Origin of the sequence: Cobetia sp. 2AS, from assembly GCF_029846355.1 — a bacterium.
In the GTDB taxonomy this organism is placed as follows: Bacteria; Pseudomonadota; Gammaproteobacteria; order Pseudomonadales; family Halomonadaceae; genus Cobetia; species Cobetia amphilecti.
Map to the genome: position 1 here is coordinate 199,446 of NZ_JARWKQ010000002.1, position 16,581 is coordinate 216,026.

Below are 16,581 nucleotides of genomic sequence, written 5' to 3' on the forward strand. Positions count from 1 at the left end.
CGATGTCTTCCGCCTCTCCCTCCGTCAAGCCGCTGGCCGTGTTGTGTGCCGTGCGTACCTTGATGATCACCCTCTCACGTTGGAGCTGCCGGGGCTGTCTGGCCCTGGCTGCCAGCGGAGTCGCCGCGCTGTCGGCACTGGTGATCTGGACCGTCTTCATGCGTTGGGTCATGGGTCAGCCGCCGCACTGGGCAGAAGAGTTGCCGCAACTGGTGCTGGTATGGACCACCCTGCTGGCCGCGGTGTCCTGCACCCGCAACCGCACTCACCTGAGTGCGGGTCTGCTGCCGCTGCTGGTGCGCTCGGTGCGTATCCAGCGCATCACCGGACGCATCACTGACGCCATGATCCTGATCATGCTGCTGTTGCTGGCCAAGGCAGGCATGGACCTGACCGCCATCACCATGCGTCAGACCACCACCGCGCTGCAGATTCCGGCCGGTATCGTCTATCTGTCCGTGCCGCTGTGCTGCACCGCGATGGCACTGGTACAGCTGGAGCATCTGCTGACGCCGACCACAACCTCCCGTGACACCCTGGCCGATGACGCCCCGTCATCCCCACGCCAAGGAGATGCCTCATGACTCTCGGCGCCCTGGCTCTGCTCGGCGTATTCGCGCTCGGCATCCTCATCGACATTCCCATCGCCTTCGCGCTGTTGATGTCGGCCCTCTTCTACCTGCTGGCCTTCGGTGCCGCGCCCATGATGGTCTCGGCGCAGCAATTCGTGGCCGGGATGGAAAGCTTCACCCTGCTGGCGATCCCGCTGTTCGTGCTCGCCGCCCAGTTGATGAATCGCGCCGGTCTGACCGAACGCCTGGTACGCCTGTGCATGGCGATGGTCGGTGATATCCGCGGCGGCCTGGCAGTGGTCGCGGTGCTCGCCTGCATGATGTTCGGCGCGCTGTCCGGTTCCGGCGTGGCGGACGTGATAGCCATCGGCAGCATGCTGCTGCCCACCATGGCCCGCAACGGCTATGACAAGGGCTTCAGCAGTGCGCTGGTCGGTACCGCCAGCTCCATCGGCACCGTGATTCCGCCCAGCATCGTGATGATCGTCTATGGCACCACCTCCAATACCTCGGTGGGCCAGCTGTTCATGGGCGGCATCATCCCCGGCCTGATGCTGACCGTCGCGCTGGTCGGCGTCGCCCTCTACATGTCACGCAAGCATGGCTGGTCGGGTGGTGTCGCGGCCCGTGTGCCCGGCGAGCGTCGCCGCGCCCTGCTCAGCGCCATGCCGGCCCTGATGGTGCCGGTGATGATCATCGGCGGGATCCGCTTCGGGGTCTTCACGCCCACCGAAGCCGCCGCCTCCGCGATTCTCTACGCCATCATCATCGGCACCTGTGTCTATCGCAGCCTGACCTGGCGCGGCTTCCTGGACAGCGTCCGCGCAACCGCCGAGACCACCGGCGCCATCCTGCTGATCATCGGTGCGGCCGGCATGTTCGCCTGGGGCCTGACCTACGAGCAGGTGCCGCAGGCCATCGCCCAGCTGATCGGCGAATTCACCGACAGCCGCATCAGCGTCCTGCTGCTGCTGACCGCCGTGCTGCTGGTGCTGGGGTCCTTCATGGAAAGCGTGGCGATCATCATCATCGTGACGCCCATCGTGATGCCGCTGCTGGCGCAATACGGCATCAGCCCGGTGCACTTCGGGGTACTGCTGACCGTCAATCTGGCCATCGGCGCCAATACGCCGCCGCTGGGGATCGACCTGATGGCCGCCTGTCGCATCGCCGGCATCAACGTCAGCGACTCGCTGCGCCCGCTGGGCCTGATGCTGGGCGCGATGCTGACCGTGCTGATGCTGATCACCTTCATTCCGGAACTCGTGCTGTTCCTGCCCAACCTGATGGAGGGCTGAGTGATGACCACCGCCATGGACCACAAGCTTCCCCAGCGCTGGCTGTTCGTGCCGGGTGACGACGCCGCCCGTCTGCAGGCCGCCCTCACCAGCGGCGCCGATGCCATCGTGGTCGATCTCGAAGAGTTCACCCCGGCCGCCGGTCGCAAGCTCGCCATCAGTCGCTTCGCCGACTTCGCCAGACGCGCCCGTGCCCTGAAGGTGTGGCCGGCCGTGCGCCTCAACCTGCTGGAGCACGGCGGTCGCGACGAACTGGCAGAGCTGATCGGCACCACCCTGGGCGATCTCACTGGCACTCCCGCCGCCATCTTCCTGCCTGCCGTCGTGCAACGCGCCCAGCTGGCCGCGCTGGATGACGCCCTCGCCGAGCAGGAAGCCCTGCATGGTCTGCCACGGGGCAGTCTGAAGAGCGTCGCGACGCTGGAAAGCCAGGCCGGACTGCTGGCCGCCGAGGAACTGCTCGCCGTGGGCGATGACACGCCACGCCTGCTGGGAGCGCTGATCGGTACCGGGGACCTGGCCACGGATCTGGGTCTGATGCCCGACCAGCCCGCCGCCACCATCACCGAGACGCTCAAGCCGTGGCGTCAGCGGTTGGCGCAGGCCTGCAAGACCCATCGCCGGCTGGCCATCGATGGCCCGTGGCGCTGGAAGCACGGCCTGGGCACCGACCAGCACTGGGCCAATCAGCAGGGGCTGCAGGCGCGTTGCGTCATCTACCCCGAACAGCTCGAGGCGCTCTATGACCTCATGCCCGCTCGCGGCGCTGACCCGATGCCCGCTGGTGGAGCGCTGACCTGATGCCCGTCGACAGCACCGCGCCTCAGTTCTGAAAGGCTGCCCTGCCGAGCGCCGCACCGAATTCATTACCGCTTCAAAAGTACCGTCTTCTCAATACCGATTTCTCAACATCGATTTCTCAACATCCGAATTCTCAACACTGATTTCTCAACAGCGAATTCTCAACAACAACGAGAGCACTCCCATGACTCAGGCCGCGAACACCTCCTCCGCTTCCACTCTGCCGCTGCGCAATGGCGGGCAGATCCTCGTCGACCAGATCCGTCTGCACGGCACCAAGCGTGTCTTCCTGGTGCCGGGCGAAAGCTACCTGCCATGCATCGATGCGCTCAATGAGCACAAGGGCGCCATCGAGCCCATCGTCTGCCGCCAGGAAAGCGGCGCAGGCTACATGGCCGAAGCCTACGGCAAGCTGACCAACGAGCCGGGCGTGTGCTTCGTCACCCGTGGCCCGGGCGCCACCAACGCCTCCATCGCCGTACACACCGCCTATCAGGATTCCACGCCGATGATCCTGTTCATCGGTCAGGTCGGGGGCGACTTCATCGAGCGCGAAGCCTTCCAGGAAATCGATTACCGCCGCATGTTCGGCGAGATGACCAAGTGGGTCGCGCAGATCGACGACACCTCACGCATTCCGGAATACATCGCACGTGCCTATCAGGTGGCGCGCAGCGGCCGTCCGGGGCCGGTGGTGCTGGCGCTGCCCGAAGACACCCTGTGGGGCGAAGCCCAGGTCGCGGACGTCAAGCCGCATCCGCGTCTGGCCACCTACCCGGGTCAGCCGCAGCTGGATGAGCTCAAGCGCCTGCTCGCGACTGCCGAGCGCCCCTTCCTGCTGGTCGGTGGCAGCGGCTGGACCCGCGATGCCCAGGTCGCGCTGGAAGGCTTCGCCGAGCGCTTCGATATCCCCACCGGTGTCGCCTGGCGCCGTCTGGAGTGCGTCGATGCCGAACTGCCGCAATTCGCCGGTCACGTCGGCATGGGCATGCATGACGCACTGCGCCAGCAGCTGGTCGAGAGTGATCTGGTGATCGCCGTCGGTACCCGTATCGGCGAAGCCACCAGCGAAGGCTACAGCTGGATCCAGTCGCCGGTACCGACCCAGAAGCTGGTGCACATCTACGCAGACCCGGAAGAGCTGGGCCGTGTCTATCAGCCGACGCTGGCCATCAATACCGACGTCAACGGCTTCGCACTGGCGCTCTCCACCCTGTCCCCGGATAGCGCGCCGCGCTGGTCCGGCATTACCCGCGAGGCGCGCGCCGCCTATCTGGCCACGCTGGAAGAGCAGCCGTCGCCGGGCCCGCTGAGCCTGGACAAGGTCAGCCTGACCGTCGACCGTATTCTCGATGGCAAGGGCTGCATCAGCGTCGGCGCCGGCAACTATGCGCTCTACGCACACCGCTACGTGCGCTTCCGTGGCCTGGGCAGCTCGCTGGCCCCGACCGTCGGTTCCATGGGGTACGGCCTGCCCGCCGCCATCTCCAGCAAGCTGGAATTCCCGGAACGCCCCGCCGTCTGCTACGCCGGTGATGGCTGCTTCCAGATGAACCTGCAGGAACTGGGCGTGGCACTGCAGTACCGCCTCGGCGTCGTGGTACTGGTGTTCAACAACGGCATGTGGGGCACCATCCGCGCCCACCAGGAAAACGACTTCCCGGGCCGCGAGATCGCGCTGACCTTCACCAACCCGGACTTCGCCGCGCTGGTCACCGCCTACGGCGGCCTGGGTCAGGTGGTGGAGAAGGACGAGGATTTCGAGGAAAGCTTCAAGCGCGCCCTGGAATTCGCCGACCGCGAGCGTCTGCCGGCCCTGATCGAGCTGCGCTATGACCCGGACGGCATCGCCCCGGGCAAGCTGCTCAGCGGCATCCGTGAAGATGCCCTCACGCGTAACGCGGCCGAGTAAGTCACAGGGAGGCGCTCCTTCCCGCCTTCGGACGACCTTCCCGTCGCCCGAAGGCGGGAAGGTCGCCAGTCAGAACAGTTGAACCGTCAGAACAGTTGAACCATGCCGCCAGAGCGCGACGACAGGAGTCATACAACAACATGTCCACTACCACTACCCCTTCAGCTCCCTCTGCCAACGCCGCACAGACCCAGCAGATTCTGGATAGCCTCGCCCTGCGCGTCGATGGCAAGCGCCTGTGGGACGCGCTGATGACATTGGCCGAGATCGGCGCGACGCCCAAGGGCGGCAACTGCCGTCTGGCCCTGACCGAAGAAGACCGCGCCGGCCGCGAGCTGGTCACCGGCTGGCTCGAGGCCGCTGGCCTGACACTGCGCGTCGACGAGATCGGCAACATCTTCGCCCGTCGCCCGGGCCGCAATGACAACCTGCCGCCGGTCGCCACCGGCAGCCACATCGACACCCAGCCCACCGGCGGCAAGTTCGACGGTTGCTACGGCGTGCTGGCCGGCCTGGAAGTCATGCGCGTGCTGGATGAGCGCGGCATCGAGACCGAAGCCCCGCTGGAAGTGGTGATCTGGACCAACGAGGAAGGCAGCCGCTTCGTGCCGGTGATGATGGGGTCCGGCGTGCATGCGGGCTTGATCCCGCTTGAGAAGGCCCTGGCCGCCACCGACCGTGACGGCGACAGCGTTGCCGCGTCACTGGCGCGCACCGGCTATGCCGGCGACGTGCCGGTGGGCAGCCATGATTTCGGCGCCTATTTCGAGGCGCATATCGAGCAGGGCCCGGTGCTGGAGCAGGAAGAGATCACCATCGGTGCCGTCACCGGCTCGCTGGGCCTGCACTGGTTCGACGTGGTGGTCAGCGGTCAGGAAGCCCACGCCGGCCCGACGCCGATGCCCTACCGCCGCGATGCGCTCAAGACCGCCTGCGCGCTGGTCAGCGACATCCTGACGCTGGCCGATGCCTACCAGCCCAACGGTCGCGTCACCTGTGGCGAATTCAATGTGCATCCTAACTCGCGCAACGTGATTCCGGGCCAGGTGCGCTTCAGCGTCGACCTGCGTCACCTGGAACCGGCAGTGCTCGCCGAGATGCACGACCAGCTCAAGGCGCTGTGCCTCAAGCATCACGCCGCCAACCAGAGCGACAGGCAGCGCGTGGACATCGAGCTGATCGAGGTCCAGCACATACCGCCGACGCCCTTCGCGCCGGAACTGATCGAGATGGTGCGCAGCGCAAGTCAAGAGCTGGAACTCAGCTACCGCGACATGGAAACCGGCGCCGGTCACGACGCCGTGCAGATCGCCGGCATCAATCCGGTGGCGATGATCTTCGTGCCCTGCGAAGACGGCATCAGCCACAACGAGAGCGAGAACGCCGAACCGTCCGATCTCGAGGATGGCGCCAACGTCCTGCTGCTGGCGATGCTCAAGCGTGCCGGCATCGTCAGCACCAACCCTGACGACGCCAAGGCGACCCACAACACCGCGGAGAACGCCCAATGAGCACTGCCACATCCGCCCCGCTGACGCATGCCGACTGGCAGCAACGCGCCGCCGCGCTGACCTTCGAGACGCGTGCCTTCATTGACGGCGCCTATACCGAAAGCACCGGCTGCGACACCTTCCCGGCCTACAATCCGGCCACCGGCGAAGTGCTGGCGCATATCACCGCCTGCACCGAGCAGGACATCGACCGCGCCGTGATGGCCGCGCGTCGTGCCTTCGAATCCGGTGTCTGGTCGCGTCAGTCCCCCCAGGCCCGCAAGGCCGTGCTGCAGCGCTTTGCCCAGCTGATCAGCGACAATGCCGAAGAACTGGCCCTGCTGCAGACACTGGAAATGGGCAAGCCGATCGGCGACAGCCTGGGCTTTGATCTGTCGGAAACCGCGCGCTCGGTGGCCTGGTACGCCGAGGCCATCGACAAGCATTACGACGAGATCGCGCCCACCGGCGAGAACGTGCACGCCACCATCACCCGTGAAGCGCTGGGCGTGGTCGCGGCGGTGGTGCCGTGGAACTTCCCGCTGATGATCGCTTCCTGGAAGTTCGCGCCGGCGCTGGCGCTGGGCAACAGCGTGGTGCTCAAGCCGGCCGAAGCCTCAAGCCTGAGTGCGCTGCGTCTGGCGGCACTGGCCGATGAAGCCGGCATTCCGGCGGGCGTGTTCAACGTCACGCCGGGCCTGGGCGCGGTGGCGGGTCAGGCGCTCGGCCTGCACATGGAAGTCGATGCGCTGGCCTTCACCGGCTCCACCGCGACCGGCAAGCGCTTCATGCGCTACTCAAGCGACTCCAACCTCAAACGTGTGTGGCTGGAGTGTGGCGGCAAGTCGCCGCATATCGTGTTCGCCGATTGCCCGGACCTGGACCAGGCCGCACGTGCCGCCGCCGATGCCATCTTCATCAATCAGGGCGAAGTCTGCATCGCCGGTTCGCGCCTGTATGTCGATGAGGCCATCTTCGATGACTTCATGCCGCGTCTGATCGCATGCGCCCGCGCCATGCCGGCCGGTGACCCGCTCGACCCGGCCACGCGCATGGGCGCACTGGTCAGCGCGGACCACCACGAAAAGGTGCTCGGCTTCGTCGAGACGGCGCTCTCGGAAGGCATGACGCTGCACCAGGGCGGCCAGGCGATCGCGCCCAGCGATGCCACCGCCGGCGGCTGGTATCTGGAGCCGACCATCGTGGAAGGCGGCCAGAACAGCACCGTGATGCGCGAGGAAATCTTCGGCCCGGTGCTCGGCGTGACCCGCTTCAGCGGCGAGGAAGAAGCCATCGAACTGGCCAATGATTCCATCTACGGGCTGGGCGCTGGCCTGTGGACCCGCGATCTGGCGCGTGCCCATCGTGTCTCGCGGCGTCTCAAGGCGGGGCTGGTGTGGGTCAACTGCTACGCCGATGGCGATATCAGCGTGCCCTTCGGTGGCGTCAAGCAGTCCGGTTTCGGGCGTGACAAGTCACTGCACGCACTGGACAAGTACTCCGACCTGAAGACCACCTGGATCAATCTCGCCTACTGAGGCCTGTGACGACCCACCCACCCAAGGCACCGCTGTCATCCGATATTGCAGGATGGCAGCGGTGCCGATGGTGGTAGTCGAGAAATGGGGCTTGAAACTGACATTCGGTCTAGTGAGTCTCGCCCGTGCTCTTATCATCGCCGGACTCGGGCTGGGCCGCACCCGGCTGGGCCGCATCAGGATCAGCATGCACGGCGGCAAGCGGGTCGCGACTGGCCGGCACGCCGTCGGCTGCGGTAGAGGCCGCGGCGGGCTGCAGTTCCAGCCCGCGATGCAGACGCTCTTCCAGCGGCACCTTGGCCAGCGCGTTGTGCATGAAGTTGACGAAGGTGGATTCGGCGGCACTGAAACGCGCCTCGCGGTGCCACATCAGGTGCAGGTCGATATCGGCCACGCCACCGTAGGGCGGCAGGGGCCACAACTCTCCTTCCGCGACTTCACGGCGCACGATGTGCTCGGGCATGCAGCCGATGCCCCAACCGGCCAGCACCATGCGGCGGATTTCCTGCAGGCTGCTGGACTGACCGATCACCGGACCCTGCACGCCTTCGCGGGCACGGAACATCGCCAGCGGTGACAGCACGCCATCGAGCTGCTCACTGCCAAAGGAGACATAGCGTTCATTGCGCAGCGCATCCATCGGCAGGTTCTGCTGACCGAACAACGGATGCATGCGACCACAGAAGTAGCGGTAATTCTGGCGCGCCAGCACCTGGGACATCAGCTGTTCAGGCGTCTGCTGGGCCAGACAGATACCCAAGGCCCCCTGGCGCTGCAGCAAGCCCTGCTGCACCTCGTGACTGGACATTTCCTGGATCGAGAAGGTGACCTGGGGGAAACAGCGGTGAAAGCGTGCGAACACGCTATCAAGGAAACGGCATTCAATGCCGGTGATGAACAGGAGCGAGACATGTCCGGAAATCTCCGTATGACTATTGCCCACCTCAGAGGCGAGACGCGCCACGTTGGCGTAGATCTCCACCGCCTCGCGATAGACCACCTGCCCCGCCCCGGTCACGCGGAAGCTATGACTGTCCCGTTCGATCAGACGCTGCCCCAGGCGCTCTTCCAGGCGCTTGAGTGACAGACTCACCGCTGGCTGTGACAGGTAGAGACGCGCCGCGGCCCGACTGACGCTTTCCTCCTGGACGATGACGATGAATGTTCTCAGCAGGTTCCAGTCCAGCGTGTCATGTATGGGTCGCATGGCGATTGTTCCTGTCCCGAAAGTGGCGCGACCGGCAAGAGCGCAATGAAACGCACTCCCGGTGGTACGCCAGATGGTAATAAAGTCAGCACCGCGTCACCAACGTCTGCCCTCGAGTGATATATTCCTCCTCGCTCAAGACACTAATGACGATCAATACAATATCAATAAAGCGGAAAACACGACGATGTTCGATACCCGAGAAACCTTCATTCTCTCGATCATGATCATAGCATGTGGCGTATTTCTGATGGGGCTTTCGCTCTATTTCTTCCGCCGCATCAAGACCTATGATGATTACAATGTCGCAGGCCGTTCCACCTCGACCTTCCCGCTGATCTGTACGCTGATCGGTACCGCCGTCGGCGGTTCTACCCTGCTGGGCTTCGTCTCCAAGGGCTACACCTTCGGCATGGGCCAGCTGTGGCTGCCGGTGGGCATGACCTTCGCGGGCATTGCGCTGTACTTCTTCATCGGCAAGATCCACGCCGAAGGCGAGCGCCTCAACATGGTGACCCTGGCCGACTTCCTGGTCAGCCGCTTTGGCGAAGGCGTCAGGGTGCCGACCCTGCTCAGTATCCTGTGTGCCTACGCGGCCATCACCGGCATGCAGTTCGTGGCCGTGGCCACGGTGCTCAAGCTGGTGTTCGGCCTGGCACTGCCGGTGGGCATCCTGCTGACCTGGGCACTGCTGACCGCCAAGACATGGCTGGGCGGCCTGATGGCGGTCATCTGGTCAGACGCCATCCTGGGCACCCTGCAGACCCTGGGCATCTTCTTCCTGCTGGTCACCGTCTACTACGCCAGCGGCAGCTGGGAATTCATCAGCGCGGCACCCATGCCCGAAGGCAACCCTGACTTCCTGAGCCTGACCGGCATTTCCGGCCATGAACTGGCGGTCTACATGCTGACCATCGGCGCCTATCAGTTCGTGCGCCAGGACCTGTGGCAGCGCTTCTGGGCCGCGCGCAGCCTCAAGGCGGCACGCACCGGCTACGCCGTCGCCATCGTCTTCACGCTGCTGGTCGGCGGTGCCGTGGTCCTGATCGGCGCCTTCGCCAAGCTGGGGCTGGATATCGCGGTCGCCAATCCGGACCTGTCCTTCTACGCCATCATCAAGGCCACCCTGCCGTTGCCGCTGATGGTCAGCATGGTCGTCGTGCTGCTGGCGACCATCATCTCGTGCGCGGATTCGTTCTTCATCGCCGGTGCGTCCTCCATCGCCAATGACATCATCAAGCCGCGCATGAAGGGCCGCGATGATGCCTTCATGCTGCGCATGAGCCGCCACTCGGTGGTCGCCATGTCCTTGATTTCGCTGGGCCTGGCGCTCTATGCCCCGCGTCTGCTCGATATCTGGATTCTCGGCAGCGCGATGCTGGTCTGCGGTGTGCTGGTGCCGACGGTGGTCGCGCTGTGCCGTCGCACGCCAGACCCGCGTGGCGGGGTGATCATGATGTGGGGCGGGCTGGCTACCGCCGTGCTGTGGCAGGTGCTGGGCCATCCCTTCGGCCTGCACCCGGTGATGATCGGCCTGCCGGTCTCGCTGGCGCTGATGCCGCTGGCGCTGCGCAAGCCGAGCCTGAGCCTCTCGACCGAGTCCGCGGCGCGCTGACTGACCGAGCTGACTTGGCGCACTGACTGGCCGAGCTGACTGACTGAGAGAACAGTTGCGCTCAGTGCGCATCAGGCAGTGATGTACCACCCGAAAGCCCCCGTTGCCGATGACCTCTTGAGAGCATCGACAACGGGGGCTTTCCCGTGTTCAGGATCCATCGCTCTGCGGTTTCTTGCTCGCCACTCTGATAGCCATTCTGATAGCCATTCTGCTGGCCACCATGATGGCTATTCTTTTGACCATTCTACTGGCCGAGCAGATGGCTTCAGGCAGGTTTTGTCGCGTTCGACTGCCCACTATCCTTGCGACGACTTGCCGGTCTTTTCTGCCATCGATCGGCCAATTTCTCATCGCAATCCCCGCATGTTGTCACCGCACAATACACACATATTTTCTTACATAAATTTGGCAAATACTGCGTATTGAAATTTGAAAGCCCAAAAGGCTGATGATTCGTTGACCGCGAAGGGAGGGCCTCATAGATTGAAGGCGTACCATCACAACAAGAAGCAGGGACAGGTACCGCATGCATCTCCCGGACGCAGCATCATGGTCACGAGAAGTCCCGCATGCACTGCCCCGCTCACAATAACGATAACGTGGATACTGCTATGAAAACCCTCAAGCCCGCTCTGTTGCTCCCGCTGCTCGCCCTCCTCCCGGCCACCCAGTCCATGGCCACCGAATTGCGCATGCTGTCCAGTTACGACCAGACCACTGCCTACTCCCGCGAGATTGCCCAGCGCTTCATCAAGGAAGTCGAAGCCAACAAGGCCGCCGACCTCACCATCAAGCTGACCGGCCCGGATGTGGTGCCGCCCTTCGAGCAGCTGCAGCCTGTCGCGGCCGGTGTCTTCCAGCTGCTTTATACCCACGCCGCTTACCACACCAACACCACCGGCGTCGGCGCCGCGATGGATGGCGTGGCGGTGAATCCGGAACAGACGCGTGAATCCGGCCTGTGGGACATGGTCGATGAGCACTACAACGGCCTGGGCCTCAAGCTGATCGCGATTCCGCCGCTGGGCAGCCACGGCTTCCAGTACGTGCTGAAGGAGCCGATCACCGGTACGCCGGGTCTGGATGGCCGTCGTCTTCGCGGCAGCCCCACCTATACCAACGTCACCAAGGGCCTGGGCGGTACGCCGGTGCTGATGTCCAGTGGCGATGTCTATTCCGCGATGGACCGTGGTGTGATCGACGGCGCGGCCTGGGGCCTGAATGGCGTCAAGGACATGGGCTGGCAGGAAGTCGCCGGCTACTACTCCAAGCCGACCTTCGGTCAGACCTACAACTTCGTGCTGATGAACCTGAACGCCTTCAACACCCTGTCGCCGGAACAGCAGCAAGTGCTGCTCGACGAAGGCCGTGAGCTGGAAACCGAGATCGTCCCGATCCTGGATGAGCTGGCAGTCGAAGAGTGGAAGGCGCTCGACGAAGCCGGCATGCAGGCCACCGAATTCGCACCGGAAGACGCCGAGCGTCTGGATGCCCTCGTCACCGACGGTATCTGGCAGCTGGGCATCGACAAGACCCCGGACACGGTGACCGCCATGCGTGAACTGGCGATCGAGAAGAACCTGACCACCGTCAGCGAGTAAGGAATCCACCATGCTAACCCTGCTTGCACGTGTGCATGACGGCGTGACGCGAGCAGGCTTCCTTCTGGGCGGTGTCACCTTGTGTGGCATCGTCCTGTGCTTCTGGCTGGAAGTCATCGCGCGCTACTTCTTCAACTCTCCCACCCTGTGGTCCGGCGCGATGGTGGCTTACCTGCTATGCCTCTCGATTTCGCTGGCAACGCCGGAACTGGCACGCACCCATGGCCATATCGCCATCACCGTGCTGCCGGAGCGCCTCGGCCCTGCCGCGCGCGCCTTCTATGATCGTCTCCTCGCCCTGGTGACCGGCGCCGTCTGCGCCGTGGCCGGTTGGATCTGCGTGCAGGAAAGCCTGCGTCAGTTCAATTACCACACCACCACCGCCATGGGCCTCGACATTCCCAAGTACTGGGTCTCCAGCTTCATCGCCTACGCGATGATCAGCGCCGCCCTGTACTTCCTGCGCCACGCCTTTAGCCGCTCGACTAGCCGCGCGACGCCCCCGGCTACCGCCGCCAGAAAAGGACCCTGAGTCATGGAATGGTATACCTCTCTGGGCCTGGCCATCGCCTTGCTGATGGGCCTGTTTGCCCTCGGCATTCCCGTCTTCGCCGCCTTCCTGACCATCAACGTGCTCGGCACGCTGTGGTTGATGGGCACCGCCGGTTTCGGCATGTTCGCCAACAGTGTCTACGACAGCATGACCTCGGAGACGCTGACCACCATCGCGCTGTTCGTGCTGATGGGGGAACTGCTGTTCCGCTCCGGCTCCATCGATGTGATCTTCGACTCGCTGGATGCCCTGATGGGCCGCATGAAGGGTCGCCTCTACTTCTTCGTCGTCGCCCTCTCGACGCTGTTCGGTGCCCTGTCCGGCTCGGCGCTGGCCGTGACCGCCATGCTCAGTCGCTCGGCGCTGCCGACCATGCAGGAGCGCGGCTATGACGACAGACTCTCCATCGGCCTGATTCTGGGTGGCGCGAGTCTCGCGCCGATCATCCCGCCGAGCCTCTTGGTGATCATCATCGGCTCGATGGTGGATGTCTCCATCGCACGCCTTCTGATCGCGGGTATCCTGCCCGGTATCCTGCTGGCCGCGTTGTTCATCCTCTATGTGAAGGTGCGTATCACGCTGGACCCACGTCGCGCGCCGCCCGTCGATGAAAGCGGTGGCGGCACGGCCCAGGAAAAGCGCCGCGCCGTGATCAACATGCTGCCGTTCACCATCATCATCTTCGCCGTGCTCGGCCTGATTCTGCTCGGCATCGCCACGCCGTCCGAATCCGCCGCCACCGGCGTGCTGGGCTCGCTGGTAGTCGCGGCCTACTACCGCAAGTTCTCGTTCAAGATGGCCGGCGAGGCGGTGATGTCCTCGCTCAAGGTCAGCACCATGATCATCCTGATCCTGGCGTGTTCGAAGCTGTTCTCGCAGCTGTTGAGCTTCACCGGCGCCACCAGCGGTCTGGTGAGCAGCGTGACCGGGCTGGATCTCGACCCGGTGTGGATGCTGCTGATCCTGATGCTGATTCCGCTGATCGCCTGCATGTTCATCGATCAGATCGCCTTCATGATGGTGGTGATTCCCATCTACGCGCCGCTGGTCAAGCTGTATGGCTTTGATCCGGTGTGGTTCTGGACACTGTTCCTGATCAACATCTCGGTGGGCAGTCTGACCCCGCCCTTCGGCTACAACCTATTCGCGGTGAAAGGCGCCGCCCCGGCGACGCCGATGCAGACCATCTACGCCGCGGCCTGGCCGATCGTCATCTGCTTCCTGTTCGCGATGCTGATGCTCTACTGGGCTCCGTGGCTGACGACCTTCCTGCCCAGCCTGATCTGACCGACCACGACGAGAGACTTCCATGTACCAACTCAATGACATGCCAGCGCAGGTCGCGCCTGAACGGCTGGAACAGCTCAAGCAGTGCGAGACGGCCACCATCGGCCACTTCCACACCCACGGCTTCATCGAACCGGCGATTGCCAGCATGCTGCCCGAGGTGTGCATCGCCGGTACCGCCGTCACCGTCTCGCTGCCGCCGGAAGATGGCACCCTGCTCAACCACCTGATGCGCCTGGTGCGTCCGGGCGATGTGCTGATCGTGCATCGTCAGGGCGATCGCCACCGCGCCTGCTGGGGCGGCGTGATGACGGAAGTCGCCTCACGCCTCGGCGTGGCGGGTGTGGTGATCGACGGCATGGCCACCGATGCACTGACCATTCGCGACAAGCAGTTTCCGGTCTGGAGTCGCGGTGTCGCCTCGCTGACCACCCGCTTCGCCGGTATCGGCGGCGCGCTCAACGTGCCGGTCAGCATCGGCGGTGTCGTCGTCAATCCGGGCGATGCCATCCTCGCCGATGAAAGCGGCGTCATCGTCATGGCGCCCGAGGAAGTCTCGGCCATCGCCACTCACGCCATCGAGGTACAAGAAGCGGAAGAAGTGCTGCTGGCGAAGATTGCCGACGGCGCCTGCCTGCCGGACCTCACCGGCTCCAGCAAGCTGATCGAGGAAGTGAACGCACGCGGTTGATCACCCCGCTTGATGCGCTTGCAAGACGCTGAAACCAGAAAAGGCCACCAGATTGCTCTGGTGGCCTTTTGGGTTCTGACACGGTCTGTATGACACGGTCAGTTTGACACGGTCGGTCGGACACGGTCAGTCCGACGCGGGCTGAGGGCTGCCCATCACTGATGAGTGATCACCGCCTCACAGCTGACCGGAAAATTCAGCGAATTGGCGATGAAGCACAGCGCATGCGCCCGGTGGTGCAACTCATGGGCGAGCGCGATATCGTCACCGGCGGCCAGCGTGATCTCGGGGCGCAGCACGATGGAGGTGAAGCGTCCCGCCTCGCCCTGGCTCTCTGTCTGAGTCTTGTCATCGGCGGCGGCCGCGCCTTCCTGCATCGTGCCCTCGGCGCGGTCGTGATAGCTCATGACACGAATGCCGGCCTCAGCACACAGGTGCAGATACCACAGCTTGTGGCAGGCAGAGACGGAGGCCACCAGCATGTCTTCTGGATTCCAGCGGCCAGCGTCGCCCCGAAAGGCGGGGTCGGCGGAGCCTTCAAGACTCGGCTTGCCACTGACACGGGCCACGAAATCACGCTCATAGGCGGTGTAATGGCGGGTGCCATCACCGCGATTGCCGGTCCACTCAAGTTCAACCGAATACTGGTGTCGTCTGGACATCGTTGTCTGCTGCTCTCTCACAAGTGAAACCGCGTGCGCCGCATGACGCGCAGTCTGATACTTCTGCCTGATTAGGCATCTGAACAGCGTCAGCACGCAAGAAGTCACCGTAGGCCGATGATAGGATTGAATCGATCGCACTCTGACAGGATGTCACGCATGGCGTTTGCCGTAACACGCTCCTTTGGGGCAATTCCCGGGCTGGCTGTCGCCGCCCTGACGCTCGGACTGGGCCTGGGCTTATGTCTCATTACCCCCGGTGCCTCGGCACGCGCCGAAGCCGCACAGTTTCGCCCCACGCCCAAGGTCATCAATACGCTGAGCAGTACCTACGGCTTCGTCATCGCCCAGGACATCACGCTGTCACGCATTGCCGATGAGTATCCCGGCCTCGCGCCGGATGCGGAGCTGGCCTCCGCCTACTTCAAGAATGCCTTCCCGAATATCACCCATCGTCTGGCGGAAAACCTCGCCACCCTGATGGGCAAGGACCACGCACGCGAAGTGCTGGATGGCATTCGCCGTCAGATAAAGAAGGAGCTGGATTCGCAGCTCACCAGCGACAAGCTGACCAGCGACTTCGCGGCCCGCTTCATCGAGGCCATTCATCTGCGCGCCCAGGGGGAATACCTGCCCTCGCCGTTCAAGGAATTCCTGCTGGCGACCAAGTATCAGATCGAGCCGGTGTACGAGCTGTACGATGGCTATTTTCAGGAATTCCACACCAAGGGCCATGCCAAGTCGCAGGGCATCAACCTGGCGCTGCACCTGCCCGCCTCGTGGTCTGCCGCCGAGGGTCGCCTGCCGCATATCGTGCAGAAATGGCAGAGTCAGGCGGGCACCGGCACCGACATGATCATCCTCGAGATCTATGATCTGCATGGCGAGACTGTCAGCGACGCGCAGCTCAAGGTAATGGCCGCCACGGACCAACTGGCGCAATGGGCCCCCATCAACAGTCAGATGCTCGACTCCGGCCTGACCCGAGTGAATCACCGTCAGGTCTACTGGTTCGATATCGCCATGACACAGCGACACCAAGGCATGCCCATCACCTCGCAGACCCGCGAATACGGCCTATTCCTCGACGACAAGCTGATCCGCCTGCACTGCACCAGCTACCACCCCACCGCCGACGGCACCACCTACGCCAAAGCCAAGACAGACCTCGCCGTCGATGACGGCTTCAGCGAGATCAAGCCGCTATGTGAAGGGGTGATGGGAAGTTTGGTGGTGATGGGAAACAGTTAATTACCCATGTAATAAAAGCAAATTCAAGAACAAATTAAAAGACTTAACACTCCCTAATACATCAAAAAATCTCCGAGACTTAGCTTTAATTACATATATG

14 protein-coding genes are annotated in these 16,581 nt (G+C 63.6%); 12 read left to right on the plus strand and 2 right to left on the minus strand.

Annotation, left to right across the window (positions count from 1 at the left end; all coding sequences use genetic code 11):
* Positions 1-2 precede the first annotated feature (2 nt).
* The 6 genes from QD356_RS06055 to QD356_RS06080 all read left to right on the plus strand — a co-directional run bounded on the left by QD356_RS06055 (position 3) and on the right by QD356_RS06080 (position 7,611).
* A complete protein-coding gene (locus QD356_RS06055) occupies positions 3-584 on the plus strand; it encodes a TRAP transporter small permease (RefSeq protein WP_225996571.1) in 582 nt (193 codons plus the stop codon).
* Positions 581-1,870 carry a TRAP transporter large permease gene (locus QD356_RS06060; protein WP_054556959.1) on the plus strand — a complete coding sequence of 430 codons (1,290 nt, stop codon included), beginning with the start codon at positions 581-583 and terminating at the stop codon, positions 1,868-1,870. Before QD356_RS06055 ends, QD356_RS06060 begins: the two co-directional genes overlap by 4 nt.
* 3 nt (positions 1,871-1,873) lie before the next feature.
* Complete coding sequence (locus QD356_RS06065; protein ID WP_192838895.1) at positions 1,874-2,671, plus strand: aldolase/citrate lyase family protein; 798 nt, start codon at positions 1,874-1,876, stop codon at positions 2,669-2,671.
* Between the two features lie 184 nt (positions 2,672-2,855).
* Complete coding sequence (locus tag QD356_RS06070) at positions 2,856-4,583, plus strand: thiamine pyrophosphate-binding protein (RefSeq protein ID WP_192838896.1); 1,728 nt, start codon at positions 2,856-2,858, stop codon at positions 4,581-4,583.
* A 140-nt stretch (positions 4,584-4,723) separates the two neighbouring features.
* Positions 4,724-6,094 carry a Zn-dependent hydrolase gene (locus QD356_RS06075; protein ID WP_192838897.1) on the plus strand — a complete coding sequence of 457 codons (1,371 nt, stop codon included), beginning with the start codon at positions 4,724-4,726 and terminating at the stop codon, positions 6,092-6,094.
* Positions 6,091-7,611, plus strand: a complete 1,521-nt coding sequence (locus tag QD356_RS06080) for an aldehyde dehydrogenase (protein WP_192838898.1) — start codon at positions 6,091-6,093, stop codon at positions 7,609-7,611. The genes QD356_RS06075 and QD356_RS06080 overlap by 4 nt, the downstream gene beginning before the upstream one ends.
* Positions 7,612-7,720: 109 nt before the next feature.
* On the opposite strand, the gene QD356_RS06085 is transcribed toward QD356_RS06080, so the two are convergent.
* Positions 7,721-8,818, minus strand: coding sequence for a LysR family transcriptional regulator (locus QD356_RS06085; RefSeq protein WP_192838899.1), 1,098 nt, complete (start codon positions 8,816-8,818; stop codon positions 7,721-7,723).
* 187 nt (positions 8,819-9,005) lie between these two features.
* Between QD356_RS06085 and QD356_RS06090 the strand changes: the two genes are divergently transcribed.
* The 5 genes from QD356_RS06090 to QD356_RS06110 all read left to right on the plus strand — a co-directional run bounded on the left by QD356_RS06090 (position 9,006) and on the right by QD356_RS06110 (position 14,568).
* Positions 9,006-10,433 carry a sodium:solute symporter family protein gene (locus QD356_RS06090; protein WP_192838900.1) on the plus strand — a complete coding sequence of 476 codons (1,428 nt, stop codon included), beginning with the start codon at positions 9,006-9,008 and terminating at the stop codon, positions 10,431-10,433.
* A 614-nt stretch (positions 10,434-11,047) separates the two neighbouring features.
* On the plus strand, positions 11,048-12,037 hold the full coding sequence (dctP, locus tag QD356_RS06095; RefSeq protein WP_192838901.1) for a TRAP transporter substrate-binding protein DctP: 990 nt from the start codon (positions 11,048-11,050) through the stop codon (positions 12,035-12,037).
* A 10-nt stretch (positions 12,038-12,047) separates the two neighbouring features.
* Positions 12,048-12,569: a TRAP transporter small permease subunit gene (locus QD356_RS06100; RefSeq protein WP_192838902.1), complete on the plus strand. Its 522-nt coding sequence runs from the start codon at positions 12,048-12,050 to the stop codon at positions 12,567-12,569.
* Positions 12,570-12,572: 3 nt separating this feature from the next.
* Positions 12,573-13,877 (plus strand): TRAP transporter large permease subunit, encoded by a 1,305-nt coding sequence (locus QD356_RS06105; protein ID WP_054556964.1) that lies wholly within the window; start codon positions 12,573-12,575, stop codon positions 13,875-13,877.
* 22 nt (positions 13,878-13,899) lie between these two features.
* Positions 13,900-14,568, plus strand: a complete 669-nt coding sequence (locus QD356_RS06110; RefSeq protein ID WP_225996572.1) for an RraA family protein — start codon at positions 13,900-13,902, stop codon at positions 14,566-14,568.
* A 155-nt stretch (positions 14,569-14,723) separates the two neighbouring features.
* Here QD356_RS06110 and QD356_RS06115 read toward each other — a convergent pair whose 3' ends face one another.
* Positions 14,724-15,230, minus strand: coding sequence for an OsmC family protein (locus tag QD356_RS06115; protein ID WP_192838903.1), 507 nt, complete (start codon positions 15,228-15,230; stop codon positions 14,724-14,726).
* Positions 15,231-15,389: 159 nt separating this feature from the next.
* Here QD356_RS06115 and QD356_RS06120 point away from each other — a divergent pair, with 159 nt between their 5' ends.
* Positions 15,390-16,481 (plus strand): hypothetical protein, encoded by a 1,092-nt coding sequence (locus QD356_RS06120; protein ID WP_192838904.1) that lies wholly within the window; start codon positions 15,390-15,392, stop codon positions 16,479-16,481.
* Positions 16,482-16,581: the final 100 nt, after the last annotated feature.